The sequence below is a fragment of the Clavibacter sp. CT19 genome (assembly GCF_027858075.1).
Taxonomy (GTDB): Bacteria; Actinomycetota; Actinomycetes; order Actinomycetales; family Microbacteriaceae; genus Clavibacter; species Clavibacter tessellarius_A.
This window is the reverse complement of the sequence record NZ_JAQHYR010000006.1, coordinates 165999-189795: the sequence shown is the minus strand read 5'-3', so window position 1 is coordinate 189795 and position 23797 is coordinate 165999. Positions and strand designations below refer to the sequence as shown.

The 23797-nt window shown below is 68.5% G+C and carries 23 protein-coding genes and 2 tRNA genes; 15 read left to right on the top strand and 10 right to left on the bottom strand.

Going from position 1 to position 23797, the window contains the following annotated elements; genetic code table 11:
• The first annotated feature begins 62 nt into the window (after positions 1 to 62).
• Complete coding sequence (locus PED38_RS09230; RefSeq protein ID WP_063070927.1) at positions 63 to 1385, top strand: aminotransferase-like domain-containing protein; 1323 nt, start codon at positions 63 to 65, stop codon at positions 1383 to 1385.
• Positions 1386 to 1435: 50 nt separating this feature from the next.
• Positions 1436 to 2389: a D-alanine--D-alanine ligase family protein gene (locus PED38_RS09225; protein WP_270980951.1), complete on the top strand. Its 954-nt coding sequence runs from the start codon at positions 1436 to 1438 to the stop codon at positions 2387 to 2389.
• A gap of 92 nt (positions 2390 to 2481) precedes the next feature.
• On the opposite strand, the gene PED38_RS09220 is transcribed toward PED38_RS09225, so the two are convergent.
• The 8 genes from PED38_RS09220 to rpmH all read right to left on the bottom strand — a co-directional run bounded on the left by PED38_RS09220 (position 2482) and on the right by rpmH (position 7978).
• Positions 2482 to 3483, bottom strand: coding sequence for a ParB/RepB/Spo0J family partition protein (locus PED38_RS09220; RefSeq protein WP_063070925.1), 1002 nt, complete (start codon positions 3481 to 3483; stop codon positions 2482 to 2484).
• Positions 3483 to 4364: a ParA family protein gene (locus PED38_RS09215; RefSeq protein ID WP_270980950.1), complete on the bottom strand. Its 882-nt coding sequence runs from the start codon at positions 4362 to 4364 to the stop codon at positions 3483 to 3485. Before PED38_RS09215 ends, PED38_RS09220 begins: the two co-directional genes overlap by 1 nt.
• A 124-nt stretch (positions 4365 to 4488) precedes the next feature.
• On the bottom strand, positions 4489 to 5124 hold the full coding sequence (gene rsmG / locus PED38_RS09210; protein ID WP_270980949.1) for a 16S rRNA (guanine(527)-N(7))-methyltransferase RsmG: 636 nt from the start codon (positions 5122 to 5124) through the stop codon (positions 4489 to 4491).
• Between the two features lie 540 nt (positions 5125 to 5664).
• The gene (locus tag PED38_RS09205) at positions 5665 to 6126 is read right to left on the bottom strand and encodes a Jag family protein (protein ID WP_254654482.1); all 462 of its coding nucleotides are present in this window, start codon (positions 6124 to 6126) and stop codon (positions 5665 to 5667) included.
• Positions 6127 to 6215: 89 nt separating this feature from the next.
• Positions 6216 to 7178 carry a membrane protein insertase YidC gene (gene yidC / locus PED38_RS09200; protein WP_063070922.1) on the bottom strand — a complete coding sequence of 321 codons (963 nt, stop codon included), beginning with the start codon at positions 7176 to 7178 and terminating at the stop codon, positions 6216 to 6218.
• A 9-nt stretch (positions 7179 to 7187) separates the two neighbouring features.
• On the bottom strand, positions 7188 to 7499 hold the full coding sequence (gene yidD / locus PED38_RS09195) for a membrane protein insertion efficiency factor YidD (protein ID WP_063070921.1): 312 nt from the start codon (positions 7497 to 7499) through the stop codon (positions 7188 to 7190).
• Complete coding sequence (gene rnpA, locus PED38_RS09190) at positions 7496 to 7837, bottom strand: ribonuclease P protein component (RefSeq protein ID WP_270980948.1); 342 nt, start codon at positions 7835 to 7837, stop codon at positions 7496 to 7498. The genes yidD and rnpA overlap by 4 nt, the downstream gene beginning before the upstream one ends.
• A gap of 3 nt (positions 7838 to 7840) precedes the next feature.
• Complete coding sequence (gene rpmH / locus PED38_RS09185; RefSeq protein WP_012039665.1) at positions 7841 to 7978, bottom strand: 50S ribosomal protein L34; 138 nt, start codon at positions 7976 to 7978, stop codon at positions 7841 to 7843.
• Between the two features lie 476 nt (positions 7979 to 8454).
• Between rpmH and dnaA the strand changes: the two genes are divergently transcribed.
• The 10 genes from dnaA (at position 8455) to PED38_RS09135 (ending at position 19929) form a co-directional block, all read left to right on the top strand.
• Positions 8455 to 9888: a chromosomal replication initiator protein DnaA gene (gene dnaA / locus PED38_RS09180; RefSeq protein ID WP_063070919.1), complete on the top strand. Its 1434-nt coding sequence runs from the start codon at positions 8455 to 8457 to the stop codon at positions 9886 to 9888.
• 568 nt (positions 9889 to 10456) lie between these two features.
• The gene (gene dnaN, locus PED38_RS09175; protein ID WP_063070918.1) at positions 10457 to 11608 is read left to right on the top strand and encodes a DNA polymerase III subunit beta; all 1152 of its coding nucleotides are present in this window, start codon (positions 10457 to 10459) and stop codon (positions 11606 to 11608) included.
• A 20-nt stretch (positions 11609 to 11628) separates the two neighbouring features.
• Entirely contained in the window at positions 11629 to 12516 is an 888-nt protein-coding gene (gnd, locus tag PED38_RS09170; RefSeq protein WP_270980947.1) for a phosphogluconate dehydrogenase (NAD(+)-dependent, decarboxylating), read from the top strand.
• A gap of 7 nt (positions 12517 to 12523) precedes the next feature.
• Complete coding sequence (gene recF / locus PED38_RS09165) at positions 12524 to 13738, top strand: DNA replication/repair protein RecF (protein ID WP_063070916.1); 1215 nt, start codon at positions 12524 to 12526, stop codon at positions 13736 to 13738.
• Complete coding sequence (locus PED38_RS09160; protein ID WP_063070915.1) at positions 13735 to 14247, top strand: DUF721 domain-containing protein; 513 nt, start codon at positions 13735 to 13737, stop codon at positions 14245 to 14247. Before recF ends, PED38_RS09160 begins: the two co-directional genes overlap by 4 nt.
• Positions 14248 to 14435: 188 nt before the next feature.
• Entirely contained in the window at positions 14436 to 16481 is a 2046-nt protein-coding gene (gyrB, locus tag PED38_RS09155; protein WP_254654472.1) for a DNA topoisomerase (ATP-hydrolyzing) subunit B, read from the top strand.
• An 82-nt stretch (positions 16482 to 16563) separates the two neighbouring features.
• The gene (gene gyrA / locus PED38_RS09150; protein WP_270980946.1) at positions 16564 to 19251 is read left to right on the top strand and encodes a DNA gyrase subunit A; all 2688 of its coding nucleotides are present in this window, start codon (positions 16564 to 16566) and stop codon (positions 19249 to 19251) included.
• Positions 19244 to 19651, top strand: coding sequence for a DUF3566 domain-containing protein (locus tag PED38_RS09145; RefSeq protein WP_063070914.1), 408 nt, complete (start codon positions 19244 to 19246; stop codon positions 19649 to 19651). The genes gyrA and PED38_RS09145 overlap by 8 nt, the downstream gene beginning before the upstream one ends.
• Positions 19652 to 19699: 48 nt before the next feature.
• Positions 19700 to 19776 (top strand) — tRNA-Ile (locus tag PED38_RS09140).
• An 80-nt stretch (positions 19777 to 19856) separates the two neighbouring features.
• Positions 19857 to 19929, top strand: a tRNA-Ala gene (locus PED38_RS09135).
• 162 nt (positions 19930 to 20091) lie between these two features.
• Here PED38_RS09135 and PED38_RS09130 read toward each other — a convergent pair.
• A complete protein-coding gene (locus PED38_RS09130) occupies positions 20092 to 20718 on the bottom strand; it encodes a hypothetical protein (protein WP_254654470.1) in 627 nt (208 codons plus the stop codon).
• Between the two features lie 122 nt (positions 20719 to 20840).
• Here PED38_RS09130 and PED38_RS09125 point away from each other — a divergent pair, with 122 nt between their 5' ends.
• Both PED38_RS09125 and PED38_RS09120 read left to right on the top strand, forming a co-directional pair.
• Positions 20841 to 21380 (top strand): peptidylprolyl isomerase, encoded by a 540-nt coding sequence (locus PED38_RS09125; RefSeq protein ID WP_063070912.1) that lies wholly within the window; start codon positions 20841 to 20843, stop codon positions 21378 to 21380.
• Entirely contained in the window at positions 21380 to 22243 is an 864-nt protein-coding gene (locus tag PED38_RS09120) for a rhomboid family intramembrane serine protease (protein WP_270980945.1), read from the top strand. Before PED38_RS09125 ends, PED38_RS09120 begins: the two co-directional genes overlap by 1 nt.
• 406 nt (positions 22244 to 22649) lie before the next feature.
• Here the strand turns inward: PED38_RS09120 and PED38_RS09115 are convergent, their stop codons facing one another.
• Positions 22650 to 22889, bottom strand: a complete 240-nt coding sequence (locus tag PED38_RS09115) for a cell division protein CrgA (RefSeq protein WP_015488825.1) — start codon at positions 22887 to 22889, stop codon at positions 22650 to 22652.
• 106 nt (positions 22890 to 22995) lie between these two features.
• Here PED38_RS09115 and PED38_RS09110 point away from each other — a divergent pair, with 106 nt between their 5' ends.
• A complete protein-coding gene (locus PED38_RS09110; protein ID WP_270980944.1) occupies positions 22996 to 23796 on the top strand; it encodes a class E sortase in 801 nt (266 codons plus the stop codon).
• The last annotated feature ends 1 nt before the right edge of the window (position 23797 follow it).

Here is a 23797-nt window from a genome sequence, read left to right as displayed (position 1 = left end):
CGAGCCTCCCCTCCGCGACCGCCCGTTAGGCTGATCGGCAATCGGACAGTGAGAGACGTGACGTGACTTCTGCAGGCAGCCCCCGCGATCCCGCGGGCACCAACCTCGACCCCTGGTTCCCCCACTACGCGGAGAGGACCTCGGGACTCAGCGCCTCCGAGGTGCGCGCCCTCTTCGCCGTGGCCTCCCGACCTGAGGTCGTCTCGCTCGCCGGTGGCATGCCGTTCGTCTCCGCCCTCCCGCAGGAGCTCATCGTCACGGCGATGGAGAAGGTCATGCGCGAGCGGGGCCCGGTCGCCCTCCAGTACGGCGGTGGCCAGGGCACGCCGGAGCTCCGCGAGGACATCCTCGAGATCATGGCGCTCGAGGGCATCCGCGGCAGCGTCGACGACATCGTCACCACCACGGGCTCGCAGCAGGCGCTCGACCTCGTCACCAAGCTCTTCATCGACCCGGGGGACGTGATCCTCGCCGAGGCCCCCAGCTACGTCGGCGCGATCGGCGTCTTCCGCAGCTACCAGGCGGTCGTCGAGCACGTGGTCATGGACGACGACGGGCTCGTCCCCGAGGCGCTCCGCGAGGCGATCACGCGGATCCGCGGCGAGGGCCGCACCATCAAGTTCCTCTACACGGTCCCCAACTTCCACAACCCCGCCGGCGTCACGATGTCGGCCGCACGCCGCCCGGAGATCCTCGAGATCTGCCGGTCGAACGACATCCTCGTGCTGGAGGACAACCCCTACGGCCTCCTCTGGTTCGACCGTCCGGCTCCCGACGCCCTGCGCAGCCTCGACGACGAGGGCGTCATCTACCTCGGCTCGTTCTCCAAGACGCTCGCCCCCGGGTTCCGCGTCGGCTGGGCGCTCGCGCCGCACGCCATCCGAGAGAAGCTGATCCTCGCGCAGGAGTCCGCCGTCCTCTCCCCCAGCTCCTTCAGCCAGCTCATCATCTCGGAGTACCTGCACGCGTCCGACTGGAAGGGCCAGATCGACACCTTCCGCGACGTGTACCGCGAGCGGCGCGACGCGACGCTGTCCGCGCTGCAGGAGCACCTCCCGAGCCTCAGCTGGACCGTCCCGAACGGCGGCTTCTACGTCTGGCTGAAGCTCCCGGAGCAGCTCGACTCGAAGCAGATGCTGCCCCGCGCCGTCACCGCGCTCGTCGCGTACACGCCCGGCACGGCCTTCTACGCCGACGGCCGCGGTCGCGACGCCATCCGGTTGTCGTTCTGCTACCCCACGCCGGAGCGGATCCGCGAGGGCATCCGGCGCATGGCGGGCGTGATCGACGATGAGCTCGACCTGCTCACGACCTTCTCGGGCACGGGCGCGCTGTCCTCGCGCACAACGACGAGCGTCTCAGCGCCGCCGCCGGACCTGGACTGACCCGCTCCCCTGCACCTCCTCGGACTCCGAACACGACTGGATCGAGCATCATGACCGCACACGAGCCCCTCTCCGTCGTCGTCCTGGCCGGCGGGATCTCCCACGAGCGAGACGTCTCCCTCCGCAGCGGCCGTCGCGTGGCGGATGCGCTGCGGAGCGCGGGCGTGCAGGCCACGCTGCGCGATCCGGACGCGACCCTGCTCGACTTCCTCCGCGACACTCCTCCCGCGGTCGTCTGGCCGGTCCTGCACGGTGCCAGCGGCGAGGACGGCGCCCTTCTCGGGCTCCTGGAGCTGGCCGGCGTGCCGTACGTCGGATCCTCCGCTCGGGCGGCGCGCCTCGCGTGGGACAAGCCGACCGCGAAGGCCATGGCGGAGGCCGCCGGGATCCGCACCCCGCGTTCGGTCACGCTCCCGAAGGACACCTTCCGCGAGCTGGGCGCCGCCGCGGTCCTGCGCCTGGTGGGCGAGTCGATGCCGGCACCGTACGCGGTGAAGCCGGCGCGGGGCGGATCCGCCCAGGGCGTCACGATCGTGCGCGACGCGGATGCCCTCCCCCGCGCAATGGTCGACGCGTACACGTACGGCGACGTCGCCGTGATCGAGCAGTTCGTGGACGGCACGGAGATCGCCATCGGCGTCCTCGACACCGGCGCCGGACCGGAGGCGCTCCCCGCCACCGAGATCGTGCCCACGTCCGGCGTGTACGGCTACGAGGCGCGGTACAACGCGGGCCTCACCCGCTTCTACACCCCGGCGCGGCTGGCCGACGCCGCGAGCGGCGCGGTGGCCGACGCAGCGGTGCGCATCCACCGCGCCCTGGGCATCGGCCAGATGTCCCGGGTGGATCTCATCGTGGACGCGGCGGGCACTCCGTGGTTCCTCGAGGTCAACGTCATCCCCGGCCTCACGGAGACGTCGCTGCTGCCCCAGGGTCTCACCGCTGCGGGCATCGAGGTCGGATCCCTCTACCGTCGACTCGCCGAGGTCGTCGCCGGCCGCTGACGCATCACAGGGGGCGAGAGCCCACGCTGGCTGCGTCGGCCCTCCTCTGGTCGCCCTCGGAGCGCACGCGCCTCACGCGGCCGGAGCCCGACTCACGCCTCCGTGGACTCGGCAGGGACACCCATCTCGTCCGCGATGCGGGCGAGATCACCGACGGTCGCGAAGTCGATGACGATCTGCCCCTTCTGGGCCGACATCGTGACCCGGACGCTCGTGTTGAGGTGATCCCCGATGCGCTGAGCCGTGTCGTCGAGGTGCGCCGTGCGCGCGGACGCCGTCGACCTGCGCGGCTTCGTCGTCTTCTGCCCACGCTGCGCCGCCGCCTCGGCGGCCCGCACGGAGAGGTCCTCGTTGACGATCTTGTCGGCCAGCAGTCGCATCGCGTCGTCATCGCCCGACGAGAGGATCGCACGGGCATGCCCGGCGGAGAGCACGCCCGCGGCGACGCGGTGCTGCACGTCTTCGGGCAGACGGAGCAGCCGGATGGTGTTGGTGATCTGCGGCCGCGATCGTCCCAGCCGCGTCGCGAGCTCGTCCTGGGTGATGGCGAAGTCCGCCAGCAGCTGCTGGTAGGCGCTGGCCTCTTCAAGGGGATTGAGCTCCGACCGGTGCAGGTTCTCGAGGAGCGCGTCGCGCAGCATCGACTCGTCGGCCGTGTCCTTGATGACCGCCGGGATCGTGTCGAGCCCGAGCTCCTTGGTGGCACGGAGACGTCGCTCCCCCATCACGAGCTCGTAGCGCGCACGTCCTGTGCCGTCCACACCGAGGGGACGAACCACGATCGGCTGCAAGACGCCGTATTCGCGGATGGAGACCACCAGCTCCTGCAACTCGTCCGGACGGAAGTCCGTCCGCGGCTGCTGGGCATTCGGCGTGATGTCTGCGGGATCCAGGTTCGCGAGTCGTGCGCCGGGGACGGCGACGAGCTCCGGCTCGCGGGATGCGTCTGCGTCGCGGCTGCCCTTGGCGACCCCGGACGGAGCCCCCGCTGCAGCCGAGTCGGGGAAGAACACATCGACCGGGCGGCTGCGCTCGTCGGACGTGGGGATGAGGGCGCCGATGCCGCGCCCTAGGCCGGTTCTCTTGGTTGCCATTATCTCGAAGCTCCTCGATGTGCGATCTCGGCTGCGGCCTCCAGGTAGGAGAGCGCGCCGGGCGAATTGGGGTCGTAGCTGATGACGCTCTGTCCATAGCTCGGGGCCTCGCTGATGCGCACCGAGCGCGGGATCAGCGTGGCCAGCGTCTGCTCGGGGAAGTGCTCACGGACCTCGGCGGCCACCTGCTGAGCCAGGTTCGTCCTGCCGTCGTACATCGTGAGCAGGATCGTGGACAGTGCGAGCTCCGGGTTGAGGTGCTGCGAGATGAGCTGGATGTTGGACAGCAGTTGGCTCAGCCCCTCCAACGCGTAGTACTCGCACTGGATGGGGATGAGCACCTCACGCGCCGCAGCGAACGCGTTGATGGTGAGCAGCCCCAGGGATGGTGGGCAGTCGATCAAGACGTAGTCGTAGCCCCTCCCCTCCGCCGATCCCAGGAAGGCATCCAAGGCGATCCGCAGGCGCCGCTCGCGATGGGGCAGAGCGACCAGTTCGATCTCGGCGCCCGCCAGGTGGATCGTCGCCGGGACACACGCGAGCGTGTCGAACTCGGGGCTGCTCTGGATGGCGTCGACGATGGGGGCCTCGTCCACGAGCACGTCATACACGCTCGTGATGTCCCCCTGCCGGTCGACTCCCAGCGCGGTGGATGCGTTGCCCTGCGGGTCGAGGTCGATGACCAGCGTGCTGGCTCCGGACTTGGCAAGAGCCGCGGCGAGGTTGACCGTCGAGGTCGTCTTGCCGACACCGCCCTTCTGATTCGCGATCGTGAACACCCGGGTCGACTGCGGCCGCGGGAGCACCTGGCCGGCGAGTGCCTTCCGCCGCCGATTGGTCTCCGAGAGCTCCCGCATGATGGGACTCAGGTCGTCGTCCATGGGGATCCTTCGCATCGGTGGTGGATGAGCGGTGACATGTGCGTCAGAGCGTGGTGCGTTTCACGTGAAACATCTGCCGCGCAACGGTGAATCTCGCGCTGGTCAGCATAAAAGACCGGGAAAGTCACTCCACGCGGGCGCGGATGACGCGGGTCGTCTCCGTCACCACACCTTTGCCCAGCGTGATGACCTCCACGTCCTCGAGATGGTACTTCCGGATCGCCTTGCTCGCCGCCTCCACTTCCCGCTCGGCATTGGCGCCCTTCATCAAGACCAATTCGCCGCCGGTTCGGACCATCGGCACAGTCAGCGGAATCAGCTTGGCGAAGGCGCTCACCGCCCGAGCGGTCACCTGATCGAGGACGTATTTCGTCGCGACCTCTTCCGCGCGGGCACGGTCCACGCGTACGTTGGGCAGTCCGAGGAGACCGACCTGTTCTTCGAGCCACGCCACACGGCGCTCCATGGGCTCGATCAGGACGAAGTCGACGTCGGGACGCGCGATGGCCAACACGAGACCAGGAAGCCCAGCACCAGTGCCGACGTCCCCGACGAGTCCGGGTCGCAGCAGGGGTGCCACCAGTACCGAATTGAGGATGTGGCGACTCCACAAGCGAGCCGGTTCCAGCGGACCGATGAGCCCGAGCTCCTCGCCCCGTTTCCCCAGGTCGTCGGCGAAGAGACGGGCGGTACCTATCTGGTCGCCGAAGAGCTGGGCCGCGGCGGCCGGCTCCGCCTCGATGGTCAGTTCGTCATTCATCCTGACCTCGGTTCTCGTCCCTCATGTGATTCACGGCCTCGACGCTCCGATTGCTGCTGGAAACACGAACTCAGCGGCAGTCGTCGTCGTGCGTCGAGTTTAGCTGATGGGTCCGGGGCATCCGCGCGGAGCACGGGTATCGGTGTTTCACGTGAAACGTCGGCCCACTGTGGGTGGCTACAGCAGCTGAGTTCGGCGGCAAACAGCACACGTGGCGCCCACGCTGGGCAGTCGCGGTGCTGGTGGATGCATGCCCCAGGCTGAGCCTGCGAAGGATGCCCATCGTTGGCGGTGGATTGGTGCACTACCTACGGGTCAGGGTCACACCGCCTCGTAGAGTGCGACGGAGCTGGTCACGATGCGGTCCTCTACGGAACGTTTCACGTGAAACACGCGATTCCGCGGCTCGCGCTGCGGGGTAGCTGCTGCCACACATTCGCGACCTTTTGGTGACACGTGCGTGTCAGCACGCAGACCCGGAGCGCGCAAGAGGGGCAGGATTCCGTGGATCCTGCCCCTCTCCGGCAGCGGCGATGACGATCACGCCTTGGTGATCACCGTGTGGCGATCGCGGCCTTCACCTTCGGACTCGGAGGTGTACCCACGCTCCGCCACGATGTCGTGGACCAGCTTGCGCTCGTAGGAGGACATGGGAGGAAGCGCAGCCGAAGAGGATCCCGCCGAGATGCGCTCGATGGCACGATCCACGAGCCGACCCAGCTCCGCCTGTCGCGCATCCCGCGATCCCCCGACATCCAGGATCAGGCGCGAGAACGCGCCGGTCTTGTTCTGCACGGCAAGCCGTGTGAGCTCCTGCAGGGCCGTCACGGTCTCCGGATCGGACAGCAGACGCAGGTCCTGCGAGTCCGCGGCGTCGACGGAGACGTACGCGCGACCGCCGCGCTGGTCGATGTCGATGTCGCCGTCGAGGTCGCAGATGTCGAGGAGCTCCTCGATGTAGTCCGCGGCGATGTCCCCCTCGTCGCCAGCGCTCGCCGGCATGCCGTCCGCGTCCGCACGAGGCTCATCGGCCGTCTCGGACGCCGGGGTCACGGCCACGAGGTCCGCGGGGGATGCAGGGATCGGCTCGCTCATCGGTTCTTGGATCCCGCCTGCTTCTTGGCGCGGTTCTTGCCGACGGGCTGCTGCCGCTGGACGGGCTTGCGCTCCTCCACCACAACCGTGCCGGCGTCCGCGGAGGCCTCGGGAGCCACGAGCTTGCCCTTCCGAGCCAGTCGCGCCTCGCGAGCGCGGGCAGCCTCACTGCCGGGTGTCGGCATGTTGCGGATCACCAGGAACTGCTGCCCCATGGTCCAGAAGTTCGAGACGAGCCAGTAGAACATCACGCCGAGCGGGAACGCGATGCCGGACACCGCGAAGACCAGCGGGAGGATGTACAGCAGGATGCGCTGCTGCTTGAACATCGGGCTGGCCTTGGTCTCCTCGGACATGTTCTTCGCCATGATCTGGAGCTGCGTGATGAACTGCGAGGCGCTCATCAGGACGACCATGGTCGTCGCGATGACGATGACGGGGATGCTGCCCTGGGACGTGGAGATGGCGGACTGCAGGGGAGCGCCGAGGAACGACGACTCGCCGAACGACCGGGAGAGCTGCGCGTTGAGCAGGCCGATGCCGGGGAGCTCCTCGACGGCGGCGCGGTGCAGCACGGAGTAGAGCGAGAAGAAGATCGGCATCTGGAGCAGCAGCGGCAGGCAGCTGCTGAGCGGGTTGGTGCCAGTGTCCTTGTAGAGCGCCATGGTCTCGCGGGACATCGCCTCGCGGGAGAACTGGTCGCGCTTGCCCTTGTACTTGTCCTGGATCTTCTTCAGCTGCGGCGCGACCTCCATCATGCGCCGCTGGTTCTTGATCTGGCGCACGAAGATCGGGATGAGCGCGGCGCGCACCACGAGCACGAGGCCCACGATGGACAGCACCCAGGTCGCACCGTTGTCCGGGTCGAGCCCGAGGCTCGTCCAGAGGGTGTGGAAGCCGACCAGGATGAGTTCGATGACCCACTTGATCGGCCACAGGATCGTTCCGAGGAAGTCCATGAGTAGTCGTTAGCCCTTTCCGTGGCTGGGTGCGACGACGAATCCGAGCAGCGTGCGTCGGTAGTGCTGATCCCGCCGGACGGGGACGTCGTCGATGCCGCCCTCCGCCCACGGGTGGCACCGGCACACGCGCCACGCCGCGAGAGCGCCGCCGCGGACGAGCCCGTGCTCCTGGACCGCCTCGAGCCCGTAGGCAGAGCAGGAGGGGTAGTAGCGACAGACGTCTCCGTACAGAGGGGAGACGACGCGTCGGTAGATGGTGAGGAACGCGATCGCCACGTTCCGAGGCGCTAGGACGATGGAGGTCAGTGCCCTCATCATCTCGTCCTCACGGCCCGCATCACGGCTGACGCGATCTCCTCCTGCAGGGTATCCCACGCCGTCAGCTCCATGCCTGGCAGGACGCGGATGACGACGGACGATCCTGAGGGGACCTCCGTCAGCAGCCCCGCGGTGACCGCCTTGAGCCGGCGACGGACGGTGTTGCGGGTGACGGCGTTGCCGACCTTCTTGGACACGATGAACCCGAAGCGGGTCGGCGCATCCGCGGACCCGGTGGTCGCGTAGACGACCGCGGTCCCGCTGGATGCCCGGCGTCCCCGGCGCACGATGGTGCGGTAATCCGCACCGCTCGTCACGCGGTTCCGCCGAGCGAGCACGCGCTACGCGGAGAGCTCGGTGCGTCCCTTGCCACGACGGGCGGCGAGGATGGCACGGCCGGCACGGGTGCGCATGCGGAGGCGGAAGCCGTGCTTCTTGGCCTTCTTGCGGTTGTTCGGCTGGAAGGTGCGCTTGCTCACGGTGAGTCTCCACTCAGGTTGGTCCACGGGGCCGACGAGTGCGGCTGGGAAGATGGGGCAGCCTCGACAGGCTGGGTCAACTGCCTAAATCTACGGGTCGAGGGGCCTCCGGTCAAACCCGGGAGCGGAAGCGCGATTATCCACACGACGAGCCCGATGGCCGGTATTGACATGCCGCCGTCGATAGGGTCAATTTGTCCTGGTCCCCGGCAGTGGCTAGCGTGTGGCGTGGCCGCGACGCGTCGGGGTCGCTCGCGCGGTGCAGACGGCCCGTTCGCACACAGGGTGGATAACCCTGTGAGTAACTATGCTGTCCGCGGTCGCGGTCCCGGATGGTCCGCACCCTCGGAGTCTCCGGGGACGGACGCCGCACTCACGACGCGACGCTCGTCCAGCGTCGACAGCAGGCCGCAGCATCGCGTGCACGCCCGGCGCGAGCCGTCGGATCCGAGCACCGTGACGGCAGATGGGGAAACATGTCCGACCGCTCCGACCCGACGCACGCGATCTGGCAGAACGTGCTGGCCGCGCTCACCGCGGACGACCGCATCACCCCGCAGCTGCACGGCTTCATCAGCCTGGTCGAGCCCAAGGGCGTGATGACCGGCACCCTCTACCTCGAGGTGCCCAACGACCTCACCCGCGGGATGCTCGAGCAGCGCATCCGCGTCCCCCTCCTCAACGCCATCGGCTCGCTCGACGAGACGGCTGGAGTGAGCAACTTCGCGATCGTGGTCAACCCGGAGATCGCGCAGGACGCCTTCGCCCAGCATCCCGAACCGGCCACGGAGCAGCCGTACATCGAGACGCCCACCATCACGGCGCCGGCGGACAACCCGGGTCTGCCCGCCTCTCCCTCTCGAGGCGACTCGCGGCTCAACCCGAAGTACGGCTTCGACACGTTCGTCATCGGCGGATCCAACCGGTTCGCCCACGCCGCCGCGGTCGCTGTCGCCGAGGCCCCGGCCAAGGCGTACAACCCGCTCTTCATCTACGGCGACTCGGGTCTCGGCAAGACGCACCTCCTCCACGCCATCGGCCACTACGCCATCAGCCTCTACCCGGGCATCCGCGTGCGGTACGTCAGCTCCGAGGAGTTCACCAACGACTTCATCAACTCGATCGCCAACAACCGCTCGTCGCTGTTCCAGTCGCGCTACCGCGACAACGACATCCTGCTGATCGACGACATCCAGTTCCTCCAGGGCAAGGACTCCACCCAGGAGGCCTTCTTCCACACCTTCAACACGCTGCACGACCACAACAAGCAGGTGGTCATCACCAGCGACCTGCCGCCGAAGCACCTGACCGGCTTCGAGGACCGGATGCGGTCACGGTTCGAGTGGGGCCTGATCACCGACGTGCAGGCGCCGGACCTGGAGACCCGCATCGCCATCCTCCGCAAGAAGGCGCAGAGCGAGAAGCTGCAGGTCCCGGACGACATCCTCGAGTACATGGCCACCAAGGTCACCTCGAACATCCGGGAGCTCGAGGGGACGCTCATCCGGGTCACGGCGTTCGCGAGCCTCAACAAGACGCCCGTCGACCTGTCGCTGGTGCAGACGGTGCTCAAGGACCTGATCACGCTGGACGAGGACAACGTCATCGCGCCGGTCGACATCATCAACCACACCGCGGCCTACTTCAAGCTCACGGTCGACGACCTGTACGGATCGTCCCGCTCGCAGGCCGTGGCCACCGCCCGCCAGATCGCCATGTACCTGTGTCGCGAGCTCACGAACCTGTCGCTGCCCAAGATCGGCCAGCTGTTCGGCAACCGCGACCACACCACGGTCATGTACGCGAACAAGAAGATCACCGAGCTCATGAAGGAGCGGCGGTCCATCTACAACCAGGTCACCGAGCTGACGAGCCGCATCAAGCAGAACCACCGCTACGGCAAGATGTGACGCCGTGCCGCCGCCTCCGCGTCGAGGTGGCGGCTTGACGAGCGCGTACGAGGGGTCGGACCGTGAGGTCCGGCCCCTTCTTCGCGCGCTCTTCAGCGGACTGTCCAGCGCCTTCGTCCGTCTCCCGACGGCGTGAACGAGCTCCGTCGAGGGAAGCAGGGACGCCTTCCTCGGACCGATCGACGTGTTCCCGACCTCTCGATGCGGTCGAAGAGCCGTTCCCCACAGTGTGTACAGGGTGTGGATAACTGTGGAGAACCGCCGTCCGCGATGTGGGTTCGACCGACCGGCCTGTGGAACCGGCGATCGCGTCGCGGCGACGATCCGCCGAGTCCCCAGGCGGCTCCACACCCGTCCCACAACTTCCAGACGTGTAGTTCCCTCTCAACCGCGGGGTCTCCGGGAGTTGTCCACAGATTCCACAGCGGTTAAGACTATTGATCCTTAAACCCTTCATTGGATGTCGCCCAAGAACCTCAGGGTGTGGATGGACCTCGGGGCGCTGGCCCCCTCGTCGGCACGGCTAGCATTGACCGACAAATCTTCCGCTCATCGAGGGGTCCACAACGTGAAGTTCCAAGTCAACAGGGACGTCTTCAGCGAGGCGGTGTCCTTCGCCGTCAAGCTCCTGCCGCAGCGCACGACCCTCCCGATCCTGAGCGGTGTGCTGATCGAGGCGACCGAGGACGGGCTGACGCTGTCGTCGTTCGACTACGAGGTGTCGGCGCGCACGCAGATCCAGGCGGACATCGAGGAAGCCGGTCGTGTGCTCGTCTCCGGCCGACTGCTCGCCGACATCGCGAACCGCCTCCCGAACGCCCCTGTGCGCTTCACCACCGACGAGTCGAAGATCACCGTCTCGTGCGGATCCGCGCACTTCACGCTGCTGAGCATGCCCGTCGAGGAGTACCCGACGCTGCCGCAGATCTCCGAGCAGTCGGGGCTCCTGCCGGCGGAGCAGTTCGCGGCCGCCGTGTCCCAGGTCGCCGTCGCCGCCTCCCGCGACGACGTGACCCCGGTGATCACCGGCGTGCAGCTCGAGGTGGGGGAGACGAGCCTCGGCCTCATCGCCACCGACCGCTACCGCGTGGCGGTGCGCGAGATCGACTGGGACGGAGGCGACTCGACCACGGACGGCACCAGCCGCACCGCGCTCGTCCCGGCCCGGACGCTGCAGGAGATCGGCAAGACCTTCGGCCACAGCGGCACCATCTCCGTGGCCATCACGGACACGGACGACCGCCAGCTCATCGCGTTCAGCGCCGACAGGAAGACCGTCACGTCGCTGCTGATCCGCGGCAACTTCCCGCCGGTCAAGCGCCTGTTCCCCGAGACGGTCGACAACTACGCCGTCATCAACACCGCCGACCTCATCGAGGCGACGCGACGCGTCCAGCTCGTCCTCGAGCGCGAGGCGGCGCTCCGCTTCACCTTCACCATCGACGGCCTCACCCTGGAGGCCATCGGCTCCGAGCACGCGCAGGCATCGGAGAGCATCGACGCCCTCCTCACCGGCGTGGACACCGTGGTCTCGCTCAAGCCGCAGTTCCTGCTGGACGGCCTCGGCGCCGTCCACTCCGAGTTCGTCCGCCTCTCGTTCACGAAGACGGACAACCCGAACAAGCCCGGTCCCGTGCTGATCACGAGTCAGTCGTCCAAGGACCAGGCTGGGGCAGACAACTACCGGTACCTGCTGCAGCCCAACCTGCTGCTGCGCTAGACCGCGACCAAGGAGAGAACATGCACATCGGACTCGTCGGACTCGGCAAGATGGGCGCTCGCATGCGCGCGCGCCTCGAGAAGAACGGCATCAAGGTGACCGGGTACGACACCAACCCGGACGTCTCGGACGTGGCCACGCTCCAGGAGCTCGCGGACGCGCTTCCCGCTCCGCGCCTGGTCTGGGTCATGGTGCCGGCCGGCAAGGTCACGCAGAACGTGGTCGGCGACCTCGCCCGGATCCTCGAGCCCGGCGACCTGGTCATCGACGGCGGCAACTCCAAGTTCACCGACGACTTCGCCCACGCCGGCCTCCTCAAGGAGCAGGGCATCGACTTCGTCGACGCCGGCGTCTCCGGCGGCGTGTGGGGTCTCGAGAACGGCTACGGCCTGATGGTCGGAGGCCCGGCCGAGCAGGTCCAGCGCGCGATGCCCGTCTTCGACGCGCTGCGTCCCGAGGGCCCTCGCGAGGAGGGCTTCGTCCACGTGGGCGACTCCGGCGCGGGCCACTACGCGAAGATGGTCCACAACGGCATCGAGTACGCGATGATGCAGTCGTTCGCCGAGGGCTACGAGCTCCTCGCGGCGCGCAAGGACATCATCAAGGACGTCACGGGCACGTTCGAGGCATGGCAGCGCGGCACCGTCGTGCGCTCCTGGCTGCTCGAGCTCCTGGTCAAGGCGCTCAAGGAGGACCCGGGCTTCGAGGACATCGAGGGCTTCGTGCAGGACTCGGGCGAGGGCCGCTGGACCATCGAGGAGGCGCTCGACAACGCCGTCCCGATGCCCGCGATCAGCGCGTCGATCTTCGCGCGCTTCTCCTCCCGCCAGGAGGACTCCCCGGCCATGAAGGCCGTCGCGGCGCTGCGCAACCAGTTCGGCGGCCACTCGGTGCAGAAGAAGTCCTGACCACCGGATGATCGTCCGTCACCTCTCCCTGGGTGACTTCCGCAACTACACCCGCGCGGACGTCGAGCTCCAGCCCGGTGCGACCCTCTTCGTGGGGAGCAACGGGCAGGGCAAGACGAACCTGGTGGAGGCGCTGGGCTTCCTGAGCACGCTCGGGTCGCACCGCGTCTCCACCGATCAGGCGCTCATCCGGCAGGGTGCCGAGTCGGCGGTGATCCGGGCCCTCCTCCAGCACGCGGGACGCGAGCTGCGGGTGGAGGTGCAGATCAACCGATCGGGAGCGAACCGGGCGCAGGTCAACAGCACGCCGACGAAGCCGCGGGAGCTCCCGCGGTACTTCTCGAGCGTGCTGTTCGCGCCGGAGGACCTCGCGCTCGTGCGCGGCGATCCGTCCGGCCGTCGGCGCCTCCTCGACCAGCTGCTCGTGCTGCGCGCACCCCGGCTCGCCGGCGTGCTGTCGGACTACGACCGGGCGCTCAAGCAGCGCAACACGCTGCTGAAGTCCGCACGGGCGCGCGGCATGAAGGCCGACCAGCTCGGCACGCTCGACATCTGGGACGAGCGGCTCGTCGCCATCGGCTCGCAGATCATCGCGGCACGCGGCGCGCTGGTCGAGGCGCTCCAGCCCGAGCTGGCACGGGCGTACCTGGCCGTGGCGGGATCCGACCACGGCCCGTCGGCGCGCCCGGAGCTGAGCATCCTGGCCGACGACCCCGGCGAGGACGACGTCGCCGACGAGACCGGGGCGCGCGACGGCGGCCGCTTCACGCGGACGGAGGACGTCGTGCCGGTGTTCACCTCGGCCATCGCCCGGATGCGCCCGCGGGAGCTCGAGCGGGGTCTCACGCTGGTGGGCCCGCATAGAGACGATGTCCTGTTCCGCCTCAACGGGTTACCCGCGAAGGGCTATGCCAGCCACGGGGAGTCGTGGTCGTTCGCGCTGGCGGTCAAGCTGGCGTCGGCGGAGCTGCTGCGGCGGGACTCGCAGACGGGCGACCCCGTCCTGATCCTCGACGACGTGTTCGCCGAGCTCGACCAGGCGCGGCGCGGCCGTCTGGCGGAGGCGGTCACCGGGTTCGAGCAGGTCCTCATCACCGCCGCGGTGTTCGAGGACGTGCCCGCGCACCTCGCCGCGAACGCCGTGCACATCCGCGCGGGGGAGATCGTCGACGCACCCGGATCCGCGCCCGCGGACACCGACGCGACCGGGGGACCGGCGTGATCCCCCGCGCGGCCGACGGCGGGCCGCTCCCGGAGTCGGAGGCCGTCGCGGTCTACCGCCGCTTCCGCCGCGTGTTCGGGGACGCCTCCGTACGCTCGCCGTCCGCGCGGAAGCGCCGCGAGCAGAAGGCCGGCAGCTCCCCGTTCCAGCCCGGCCGGGATCCGGACTCGCTCGGGAACGTCATGGACTCGCTCACCTCGCGGATGGGCTGGACGTCGTCGCTCTCGCAGGCCGAGCTCATGGCGGCGTGGACGACCATCGCCGGCGAGGAGACCGCCGTGCACTCCTCTCCCGTCGGGATCGAGGACGGCCTCCTCACTGTCGAGTGCGAGTCCACGGCGTGGGCGACGCAGCTCCGGCTGATGCGCGTGGAGATCACGACGCGCATCGCGGAGCGCTTCCCCGACGCGGGCATCCGGTCGATCCGCTTTCAGGGGCCGAACGCCCCGTCCTGGAAAAAGGGTCCCAGGTCGATCCCAGGGCGGGGCCCGCGCGATACCTACGGCTAGGGAGGCGAATCAGGTCACCCCCGGCGCGAAAAGGCGTCAGACGGCCGGATAGGCGGTGCGAAGCGTACTCCTGCGATAGAATGAGGGGTCGCCCGCAGCCAAGGGACGACGGTCCCCGGATCACCTCGTGATCCGCGCGCGTCCGCCGTCGGGCAGGGGCGCGTCGACGCGGCAGGAGCCACCACTTCATGACATCGGATGCCTCACAGGACCTCCCCGACGACTCCACCCCGGACGAGGTGGAGGTCGAGGAGACGCACAACGACTCCGACCACATCACCCGCCAGCAGGTGAGCAACGACTACGGCGCCAACGAGATCCAGGTGCTCGAGGGCCTCGAGGCCGTGCGCAAGCGACCCGGCATGTACATCGGGTCGACCGGTCCGCGCGGTCTCCACCACCTGGTGAGCGAGATCGTCGACAACTCCGTCGACGAGGCCCTCGCCGGGTTCGCCAGCGACATCCAGATCACGATGCGCAAGGACGGCGGCATCCGCGTCGTCGACGATGGCCGCGGCATCCCCGTCGACATCCACCCGGTCGAGGGCATCTCCACCGTCGAGCTCGTGCTCACCAAGCTGCACGCCGGCGGCAAGTTCGGCGGCGGCGGATACGCGGTCTCCGGCGGTCTGCACGGCGTCGGCAGCTCCGTGGTGAACGCCCTGTCGGAGCGCCTCGACGTCGAGGTCCGCCGTCAGGGCGCCGTCTGGCGCCAGAGCTTCACCATCGGCGTGCCGGACGCGCCGCTGGAGAAGGGCGAGGGATCCACCGAGACCGGCACCACCATCACCTTCTGGCCGAGCCGCGAGATCTTCGAGACCGTCGAGTTCGACTTCGACACCCTCCGCGCGCGCTTCCAGCAGATGGCGTTCCTCAACAAGGGGCTCGCCCTCACGCTGCACGACGAGCGCGAGGTCGACGGCGCCGAGCACCGCACCGAGAAGTTCCTCTACGAGCGCGGCCTCGTCGACTACGTCGAGCACCTCGTGAAGGCGAAGAAGACCGAGGTCGTCAACGCCGACGTCATCGCGTTCGAGTCCGAGGACACAGTCAAGAAGATCAGCCTCGAGGTCGCGATGCAGTGGACCACCTCCTACACGGAGAGCGTCCACACCTACGCCAACACCATCAACACCCACGAGGGCGGCACGCACGAGGAGGGGTTCCGTGCGGCGCTCACCACCCTCGTCAACCGCTACGCGCGTGAGAACAAGCTGCTCCGCGAGAAGGACGAGAACCTCACGGGCGACGACGTCCGCGAGGGCCTCACCGCCGTCATCTCGGTGAAGCTCGGCGAGCCGCAGTTCGAGGGCCAGACGAAGACGAAGCTCGGCAACACGGAGGCGAAGGCCTACGTGCAGCGCATCGTGGGGCAGCAGCTCGGCGACTGGCTCGAGAAGAACCCGGCGCAGGCGAAGGACATCATCCGCAAGGGGATGCAGGCCTCGCAGGCGCGGCTGGCCGCCCGCAAGGCACGCGAGCAGACCCGGCGCAAGGGGCTGCTCGAGTCGGGCGGCATGCCCGGCAAGCTCAAGGACTGCCAGAGCAAGGACCCGGCGCTGTCGGAGGTCTTCCTCGTCGAGGGCGACTCGGCCGGCGGATCCGCGGTGCAGGGGCGCAACCCCACGACGCAGGCGATCCTGCCGCTGCGGGGCAAGATCCTCAACGTGGAGAAGGCCCGCCTCGACCGCGCGCTGCAGAACAACGAGGTGCAGTCGATGATCACCGCGTTCGGCGCGGGCATCGGCGAGGACTTCGACGCCGAGAAGGTCAGGTACCACAAGATCGTGCTGATGGCCGACGCCGACGTCGACGGCCAGCACATCACGACCCTCCTGCTCACCCTGCTGTTCCGGTACATGCGGCCGCTCATCGAGCTCGGCTACGTGTACCTCGCGCAGCCGCCGCTGTACCGGCTCAAGTGGTCGAACGCCGAGCACCAGTACGTCTACACGGACGCGGAGCGCGACGCGCTGCTCGCGCACGGGCAGGCGAACGGCAAGCGGATCCCGAAGGACAACGGCATCCAGCGCTACAAGGGCCTCGGCGAGATGGACTACAAGGAGCTGTGGGAGACCACCATGGACCCGGCCACCCGCACGCTCATGCAGGTCACGCTCGACGACGCCGCCGGCGCCGACGAGGTCTTCTCGACGCTGATGGGCGAGGACGTCGAGTCCCGCCGCAGCTTCATCCAGCGCAACGCCAAGGACGTCAGGTTCCTCGACATCTGATCGACGCGGCGGCGGCGGGGCTCAGCGCCCGCCGCCGCCCGGCACCGACTCCACGATCCATCGACATCTGAACGGGACCTCCATGGCCGACGACACCACTCCGGACGACGAGCAGGGCACGGGCGCGACCCCGGACGACGCGCAGGCGCCGTCGACCGACGATGCCCTGCCCCAGGAGGGCGTGACGCCGGCGTCCTCCGCCGCCGCGGCATCCGACTCGCTGCCCGGCGCCATCATCGACCCCGACGCCACGGTGGTCGTGACGCACGACCGCATCGAGCAGGTCGACCTCCAGCTCGAGATGCAGCGCTCGTTCCTCGACTACGCGATGAGCGTGATCGTGCAGCGCGCGCTCCCCGAGGTGCGCGACGGCCTGAAGCCCGTGCACCGCCGGGTGATCTACGCGATGTACGACGGCGGCTACCGGCCCGACCGCTCCTTCTTCAAGTCGGCCCGCGTCGTCGGCGAGGTGATGGGCCAGTTCCACCCGCACGGCGACTCCTCCATCTACGACGCGCTCGTCCGCCTCGTCCAGCCGTGGAGCCTGCGCTACCCGCTCGCGCTCGGCCAGGGCAACTTCGGCTCCGCCGGCAACGACGGCGCCGCGGCCCCCCGGTACACCGAGACCAAGATGGCGCCCCTCGCCATGGAGATGGTCCGGGACATCACCGAGGACACGGTCGACTTCCAGGACAACTACGACGGCCGCACGCTCGAGCCGAAGATCCTCCCGTCGCGCTTCCCGAACCTGCTGGTCAACGGATCCGTGGGCATCGCGGTCGGCATGGCCACGAACATCCCGCCGCACAACCTCCGTGAGGTCGCGTCGGGTGCCCAGTGGCTGCTCGCCAACCCGGACGCGAACCGGGAGGAGCTCCTCGAGGCGCTCCTCGAGCGGATCAAGGGCCCCGACTTCCCGACGGGCGCCCAGGTGCTCGGCACCAAGGGCATCATCGACGCGTACCGCACGGGCCGCGGCTCCATCACGATGCGCGCGGTCGTCGCCGTCGAGGAGATCCAGGGCCGCGTGTGCCTCGTGGTCACCGAGCTCCCGTACCAGGTCAACCCCGACAACCTGGCGATCAAGATCGCCGAGCTCGTGAAGGACGGCAAGCTCGGCGGCGTCGCCGACATCCGCGACGAGACGTCCGGCCGCACCGGCCAGCGCCTCGTCATCGTCCTGAAGCGCGACGCGGTCGCGAAGGTCGTGCTGAACAACCTCTACAAGCACACGCAGCTCCAGGAGAACTTCGGCGCGAACATGCTCGCGATCGTCGACGGCATCCCGCGCACGCTCGCGCTCGACGGCTTCATCTCCGCGTGGGTGGACCACCAGGTCGACGTCATCGTGCGCCGCACGCAGTTCCGTCTCAACGAGGCCGAGGCGCGCGCCCACATCCTGCGCGGCTACCTCAAGGCGCTCGACGCGCTCGACGACGTCATCGCCCTCATCCGCCGGTCTGAGACGGTAGAGGTCGCGCGCAGCGGGCTGATGAAGCTGCTCGACATCGACGAGCTGCAGGCCAACGCCATCCTCGAGATGCAGCTCCGCCGACTGGCCGCGCTCGAGCGCCAGAAGATCCAGGACCAGGCGGCCGAGCTCGAGGAGCGCATCGCCGAGTACAAGCACATCCTGGCGACGCCGTCCGTGCAGCGGGAGATCATCAGCACCGAGCTGCAGGAGATCACCGAGAAGTACGGTGACGACCGGCGCACGGAGATCATGCTCGGCTTCGACGGCGACATGAGCATGGAGGACCTCATCCCCGAGGAGGAGATGGTGGTCACCGTCACGCGTGGCGGGTACATCAAGCGCACGCGCATCGACAACTACCGTAGCCAGCACCGTGGCGGCAAGGGCGTGCGCGGCGCGCAGCTCCGCGCGGACGACGTGGTCGAGCACTTCTTCGTCACCACCACGCACCACTGGCTCCTCTTCCTCACGGACAAGGGCCGGGTCTACCGGGCGAAGGCGTACGAGCTGCAGGAGGCCGGCCGCGACGCCAAGGGCCAGCACGTCGCCAACCTGCTCGCCATGCAGCCGGACGAGGAGATCCAGCAGGTCCTCGACATCCGCGACTACCAGGTCGCGCAGTACCTCGTGCTCGCCACCCGCGACGGGCTGATGAAGAAGACCGCGCTCACCGAGTACGACACCAACCGCACGGGCGGCATCATCGCGATCAACCTCCGCGACGGCGACGCCCTCGTGTCCGCCCTCCTCGTGAACGAGGACGACGACCTGCTGCTGGTCTCCCGCAAGGGGATGTCGCTGCGATTCTCCGCCGACAACTCCGCGCTGCGTCCCATGGGGCGGTCGACCTCCGGTGTGAAGGGGATGACCTTCCGCGGCGACGACACGCTGCTCAGCGCCTCGGTCGTCGGACACCAGGGCTTCGTGTTCGTGGTCACCGAGGGCGGCTTCGCGAAGCGCACCGCCGCCGATCAGTACCGCGTCCAGAACCGTGGCGGCATGGGCATCAAGGTGGCGAAGCTGCAGGATGCCCGCGGCGACCTCGCGGGAGCCCTGATCGTGGGCGAGGAGGACGAGATCCTCGTCGTGCTCGCCAGCGGCAAGGTGGTACGCTCTGCCGTGGCCGAGGTCCCGGCGAAGGGCAGAGACACCATGGGTGTCGTGTTCGCCCGTTTCGCGGACGACGACAGGATCATCTCACTGGCCAAGAACTCCGAACGCAACCTGGTGGTCCCCGAAGCTGCGCCCGACGCGTCCGAGGGTACCGCTGCTGGGAAGGAAACCCCCGATGAGTAGTGTCGCCGAGAAGCTCGCGAAGAAGTCCTCGCGAGCGACCACCACCAAGCAGGTGCGTCTGAAGCTCGTGTACGTCGACTTCTGGTCGGCGCTGAAGCTCGCGTTCCTCTTCTCGGTGGTGCTCGGCATCATCACCGTCGTGGCCACGTTCCTCATCTACGTCGTGCTGCAGACCACCAACGTCTTCGGCACGGTCGACCAGCTCTTCCAGGAGGTGTCCGGATCCGCGGACTTCTCCCTCCAGCAGGTGTTCGGCCTGGGCCAGGTCCTCGGATTCGCCATCGTGGTGGCCGTGCTCAACATCGTCGTCGGCACCGTCCTCGGTGCCGTCGCCGCGCTGCTCTACAACCTCAGCGTGCGCATCACCGGCGGTGTCCTCGTCGGCTTCACCAACGCGTAGCCGATTGGGAGAAACGGGCAGGCGTACGGTAACGTAGTCCTGCCCGATGGGGATATAGCTCAGTTGGTTAGAGCGCTTCACTGATAATGAAGAGGTCCCAGGTTCAAATCCTGGTATCCCCACCAACACCCCCGGATCAGCACGATCCGGGGGCCTGGCGGGAATCGAGTCGGCCGAGGGCATCGCGATGCGGGTCTCGCCGTTCGGGGTCATAGCTCAATTGGTAGAGCGCCTGCTTTGCAAGCAGGAGGTCCGGGGTTCGATTCCCCGTGACTCCACATTCCGCCCGGATCCGGGCCTTCGCCTCCTCGCCGTCACGGCTCCATCCGGCTCGTGACGCCGGCGAGCCGGCGGTCGACCGGTGTCGAGACGACGCCCGCATGACGAAGGCCCGGCCACCTCTCGGTGGCCGGGCCTTCGTCGTGCTGTCGCCGCGCGGATCAGCTCGAGGGCTGGTCCTTCGCGGTGGTGGAGACGGCCTCGGGCTCGTCGTCGGCGATCCACAGGTCGTCGTCGGCACGGAACGTCTGGTACAGGGCGTAGCCGACGCCACCGACCACGACGACGCCCAGTGCGATGAGGGCGACTCCGCCGAAGCCGAGGCCCTTCTTCGCCGGTGCGACCTGGGGCACGTAGCGACCGACGTAGGAGCGGCCGTTGTCGACGTAGTGCTTCCCGAACTCCTGCGCCTTGGAGGAGACCTTGCCGGCCTTCTTCATGGCGTCCTTGACCTGCTTGCTGTTGCGGATGCCCTCGGTCGCGGCGACCGCGGATCCGGCGGCACCGGCGACGGCCGGGAGGACCGTGTGGGTGAAGCCCTTGTACGCGGAGTCGGCAGCGGCGCGCGCGCGCTCGGCGCCCGCCTCGTAGCCGGGACGGATGTGGTCGTCGACGCCGCGCTTGACGGCGGGGACGACGTGCTGGTCGGAGAGCCTGCGAGCCGTGTGCGCGGCCTCGGCCACGACGACGTTGGCCCGGTCGAGGACCTCGCGCTGCTCCTTGAGGACGGCGGCCGCGTGGGTGCGGAGCTTCGCCAACTCCTTCTTGTTCTTGCGTGACAGACCCAAGGGGACCTCCATCGGTGTGATATCGCCAGGAATCCCCAGTCTGGCACGGGTGCCTCTGCGGGCAAACACGGCGGACCCTGTGCGTCCGCCGAGTCCCAGCTCCGCCGTGAGACCATTGCTCCATGTCTGCGCACACTCACGTCGCCACCATGACGACCAACCACGGCACCATCGTCCTCAACCTCTTCGGGTCGCACGCGCCCCAGACCGTCGAGAACTTCGTCGGCCTCGCCACCGGCGAGAAGGAGTGGACCCACCCCCAGACGGGCACGAAGTCGAACGACCCGCTGTACGACGGCGTCGTCTTCCACCGCATCATCAAGGACTTCATGCTCCAGGGCGGCGACCCGCTCGGCCAGGGCACCGGCGGTCCCGGCTACCAGTTCGACGACGAGATCAGCCGCGACCTCGACTTCTCCAAGCCGTACATCCTCGCCATGGCGAACGCCGGCACCCAGGGCGGCCGCGGCACCAACGGCTCGCAGTTCTTCATCACCACGGCGCCCACCACGTGGCTCCAGGGCAAGCACACCATCTTCGGCGAGGTCGCCGACGACGCGTCCAAGAAGGTCGTCGACGCGCTGAACGCCGTCGCGACCGACGGCCGCGACCGCCCCCGCGAGGACGTCGTGATCGAGAGCGTCACCGTCGAGAAGGTCTGATGACCGATTCACCCCGTACGGCGGCCGACCGCTGCTACCGGCACCCCGACCGGCAGAGCTTCGTGCTGTGCCAGCGATGCGGGCGGACCATCTGCCCGGAGTGCCAGACGCCGGCCGCCGTCGGGGTGATCTGCCCCGAGGACATGAAGGAGCAGCGTCGCACCGCTCCTCGTTCCCGGGCGCCGTTCGTCACGCGGATTACCCGGAGCTCGGGTCCCGTCGTGACCTACGCGATCATGGCCGTCTGCGCCGTGGTCTGGATCCTCCAGGTGCTGCCGATCCTCGGCGAGACCGTCACGCGGGCACTGTGGTTCGCGCCCGTCTACGGAAGCATGGCGTCGGGTGACTACGAACCCTGGCGCATGCTCACCAGCGCCTTCACGCACTCCTCGTCGAGCATCTTCCACATCCTGTTGAACATGCTGTCGGTGTTCGTCTTCGGCCGCGTCCTCGAGCCCATGCTCGGACGCGCCCGGTTCCTGGCCCTCTTCCTGATCTCCGCGCTCGGCGGATCCCTCGCCGTGGAGGTCATCGGCGCGACCATGGGGGAGCCCCTCCAGGCCGTGGTCGGGGCCTCGGGAGCGATCTTCGGGCTCATGGGCGGGTACTTCGTCCTCGCGCGCAAGCTCGGCGGCAACGTCGGCCCGCTCCTCGGCGTCATCGCGGTGAACCTCCTCCTCGGCTTCGTGATCCAGGGCGTCTCCTGGCAGGCCCACGTCGGCGGCCTCGTGACCGGCGCCGTGGTGGCTCTGGCGCTCCTCAGGACGCGCGACGCCCGTCGGCCGGGTATCCAGGTCGGATCGCTCGCCGGCCTGGCCGTGGCGATCGTGGCCGCCGCCGCGCTCTTCCCCGTCACGTTCTGAGGGTCTTCGTCCCGCCCTGCTTGAGCGGAGGGGTGCGGGCACCGCGCTGGCTCTGTCCGTCGGGCCTCGGCTCGACGCGTCCTGCTGCAGGGCCGCCGGATGGTTATCCACAGGCTCCTCCACAGTGGGGATAGTTACACGCGTGTCATTTCCCGAGCGCGGTGCGGGATCCGCTCTCGGGGACAGAGGAGCTCCGCGGCTCCGATCGCCCGTCCCGTGGGGCGCGCGCGGTAACCGCCACGGCCGGTGGGCCCGCACGAGCGCTTCCGATGCGTTGTCCACATGTGGGGACGGTTGTGCACAGAGCAGCTGTGGACAACGACGTGGGAGGACGGCCGAGGCGGCAGCACGAGAAGAGCCCGCCGCCATCCGGAGATGGCGACGGGCTCGTCAGGGGCGGGAGCGGTCAGCGCCACCTGGTGGTCATGAGGAAGCCGACCAGGATGAGGCCGAAGCCGATGAGGATGTTGCCGACGCCGAGGTCGGGGATGGGGAACGCGTTGAGGCTCACGTAGTACACGATGAGCCAGGCCAGGCCCACGAGCATGAAGCCGAACATGATGGGCTTGAACCACACCGGGTTCGGGGCGTCCTCATCCCGCACGCGTTCCTGGCGGGAGGGTCTCGTCGTCTTGTCGCGGGCCATGCGGAGATTCTAGCGGGATGCTCCTCCACCGGCCCCGGGAGCCTCCCGCATCCCACGGGGACCCGGCAGGGGGTGACCGCGCATCCCCGCCGCCTACAATCGGCACATGAGCGCACCGCACCCCGCCCCATCCCGTCGCGCCACGCGGCGGCGGGCGCGACGCGGGGACGCCATCCTCGGGACCGTCGGCGTCTTCGGCGAGCTGCTCCTCACCGCAGGCGTCCTCATCATGCTGTTCCTCGGATGGCAGCTGTGGTTCAACGACATCGTCGTGAGCAGCGGCCAGCGGGACCAGGCCCTGGAGAACAGCCGTTCGTGGGCGACGGCCGCACCCGCCCCCGAGGCCACGCCGGACCCGACCGCGTCGCCCGCGGCCCCGGGCGACCCGGTCATCACGGCCGCACCTGCGTCCAACGCCACCGACTTCGGCAACATCTACATCCCGCGCTTCGGGCCGGACTACGTGGTGCCCGTCGCTACGGGAGTGGGCCTGGCGGACGTCCTCAACCTCGGCAAGGTCGGCCACTACAGGGAGACGCAGATGCCCGGACAGGTGGGCAACTTCGCGGTCGCCGCGCACCGCACCACCTACGGCAAGCCGTTCAACCAGATCACGAACCTCCGCGTCGGCGACGCCATCGTGGTAGAGACGCAGGACGGCTGGTACACGTACCGCTTCCGTACACTCGAGTACGTGAAGCCCACCGGAGTCGACGTGCTCAACGAGGTGCCGCAGGCCCCCGACGCGCAAGCGGGGGACCGCATCCTCACGATGACGAGCTGCAATCCCCTCTTCTCCGCAGCGGAGCGGGTCGTGGCGTACAGCGTCTTCGAGTCGTGGCAGCCTCGGTCGGACGCCTCGACGCCCGCGGCTTTGGCCGGCACGTCGTTCGCGAAGGCGAGCTGAC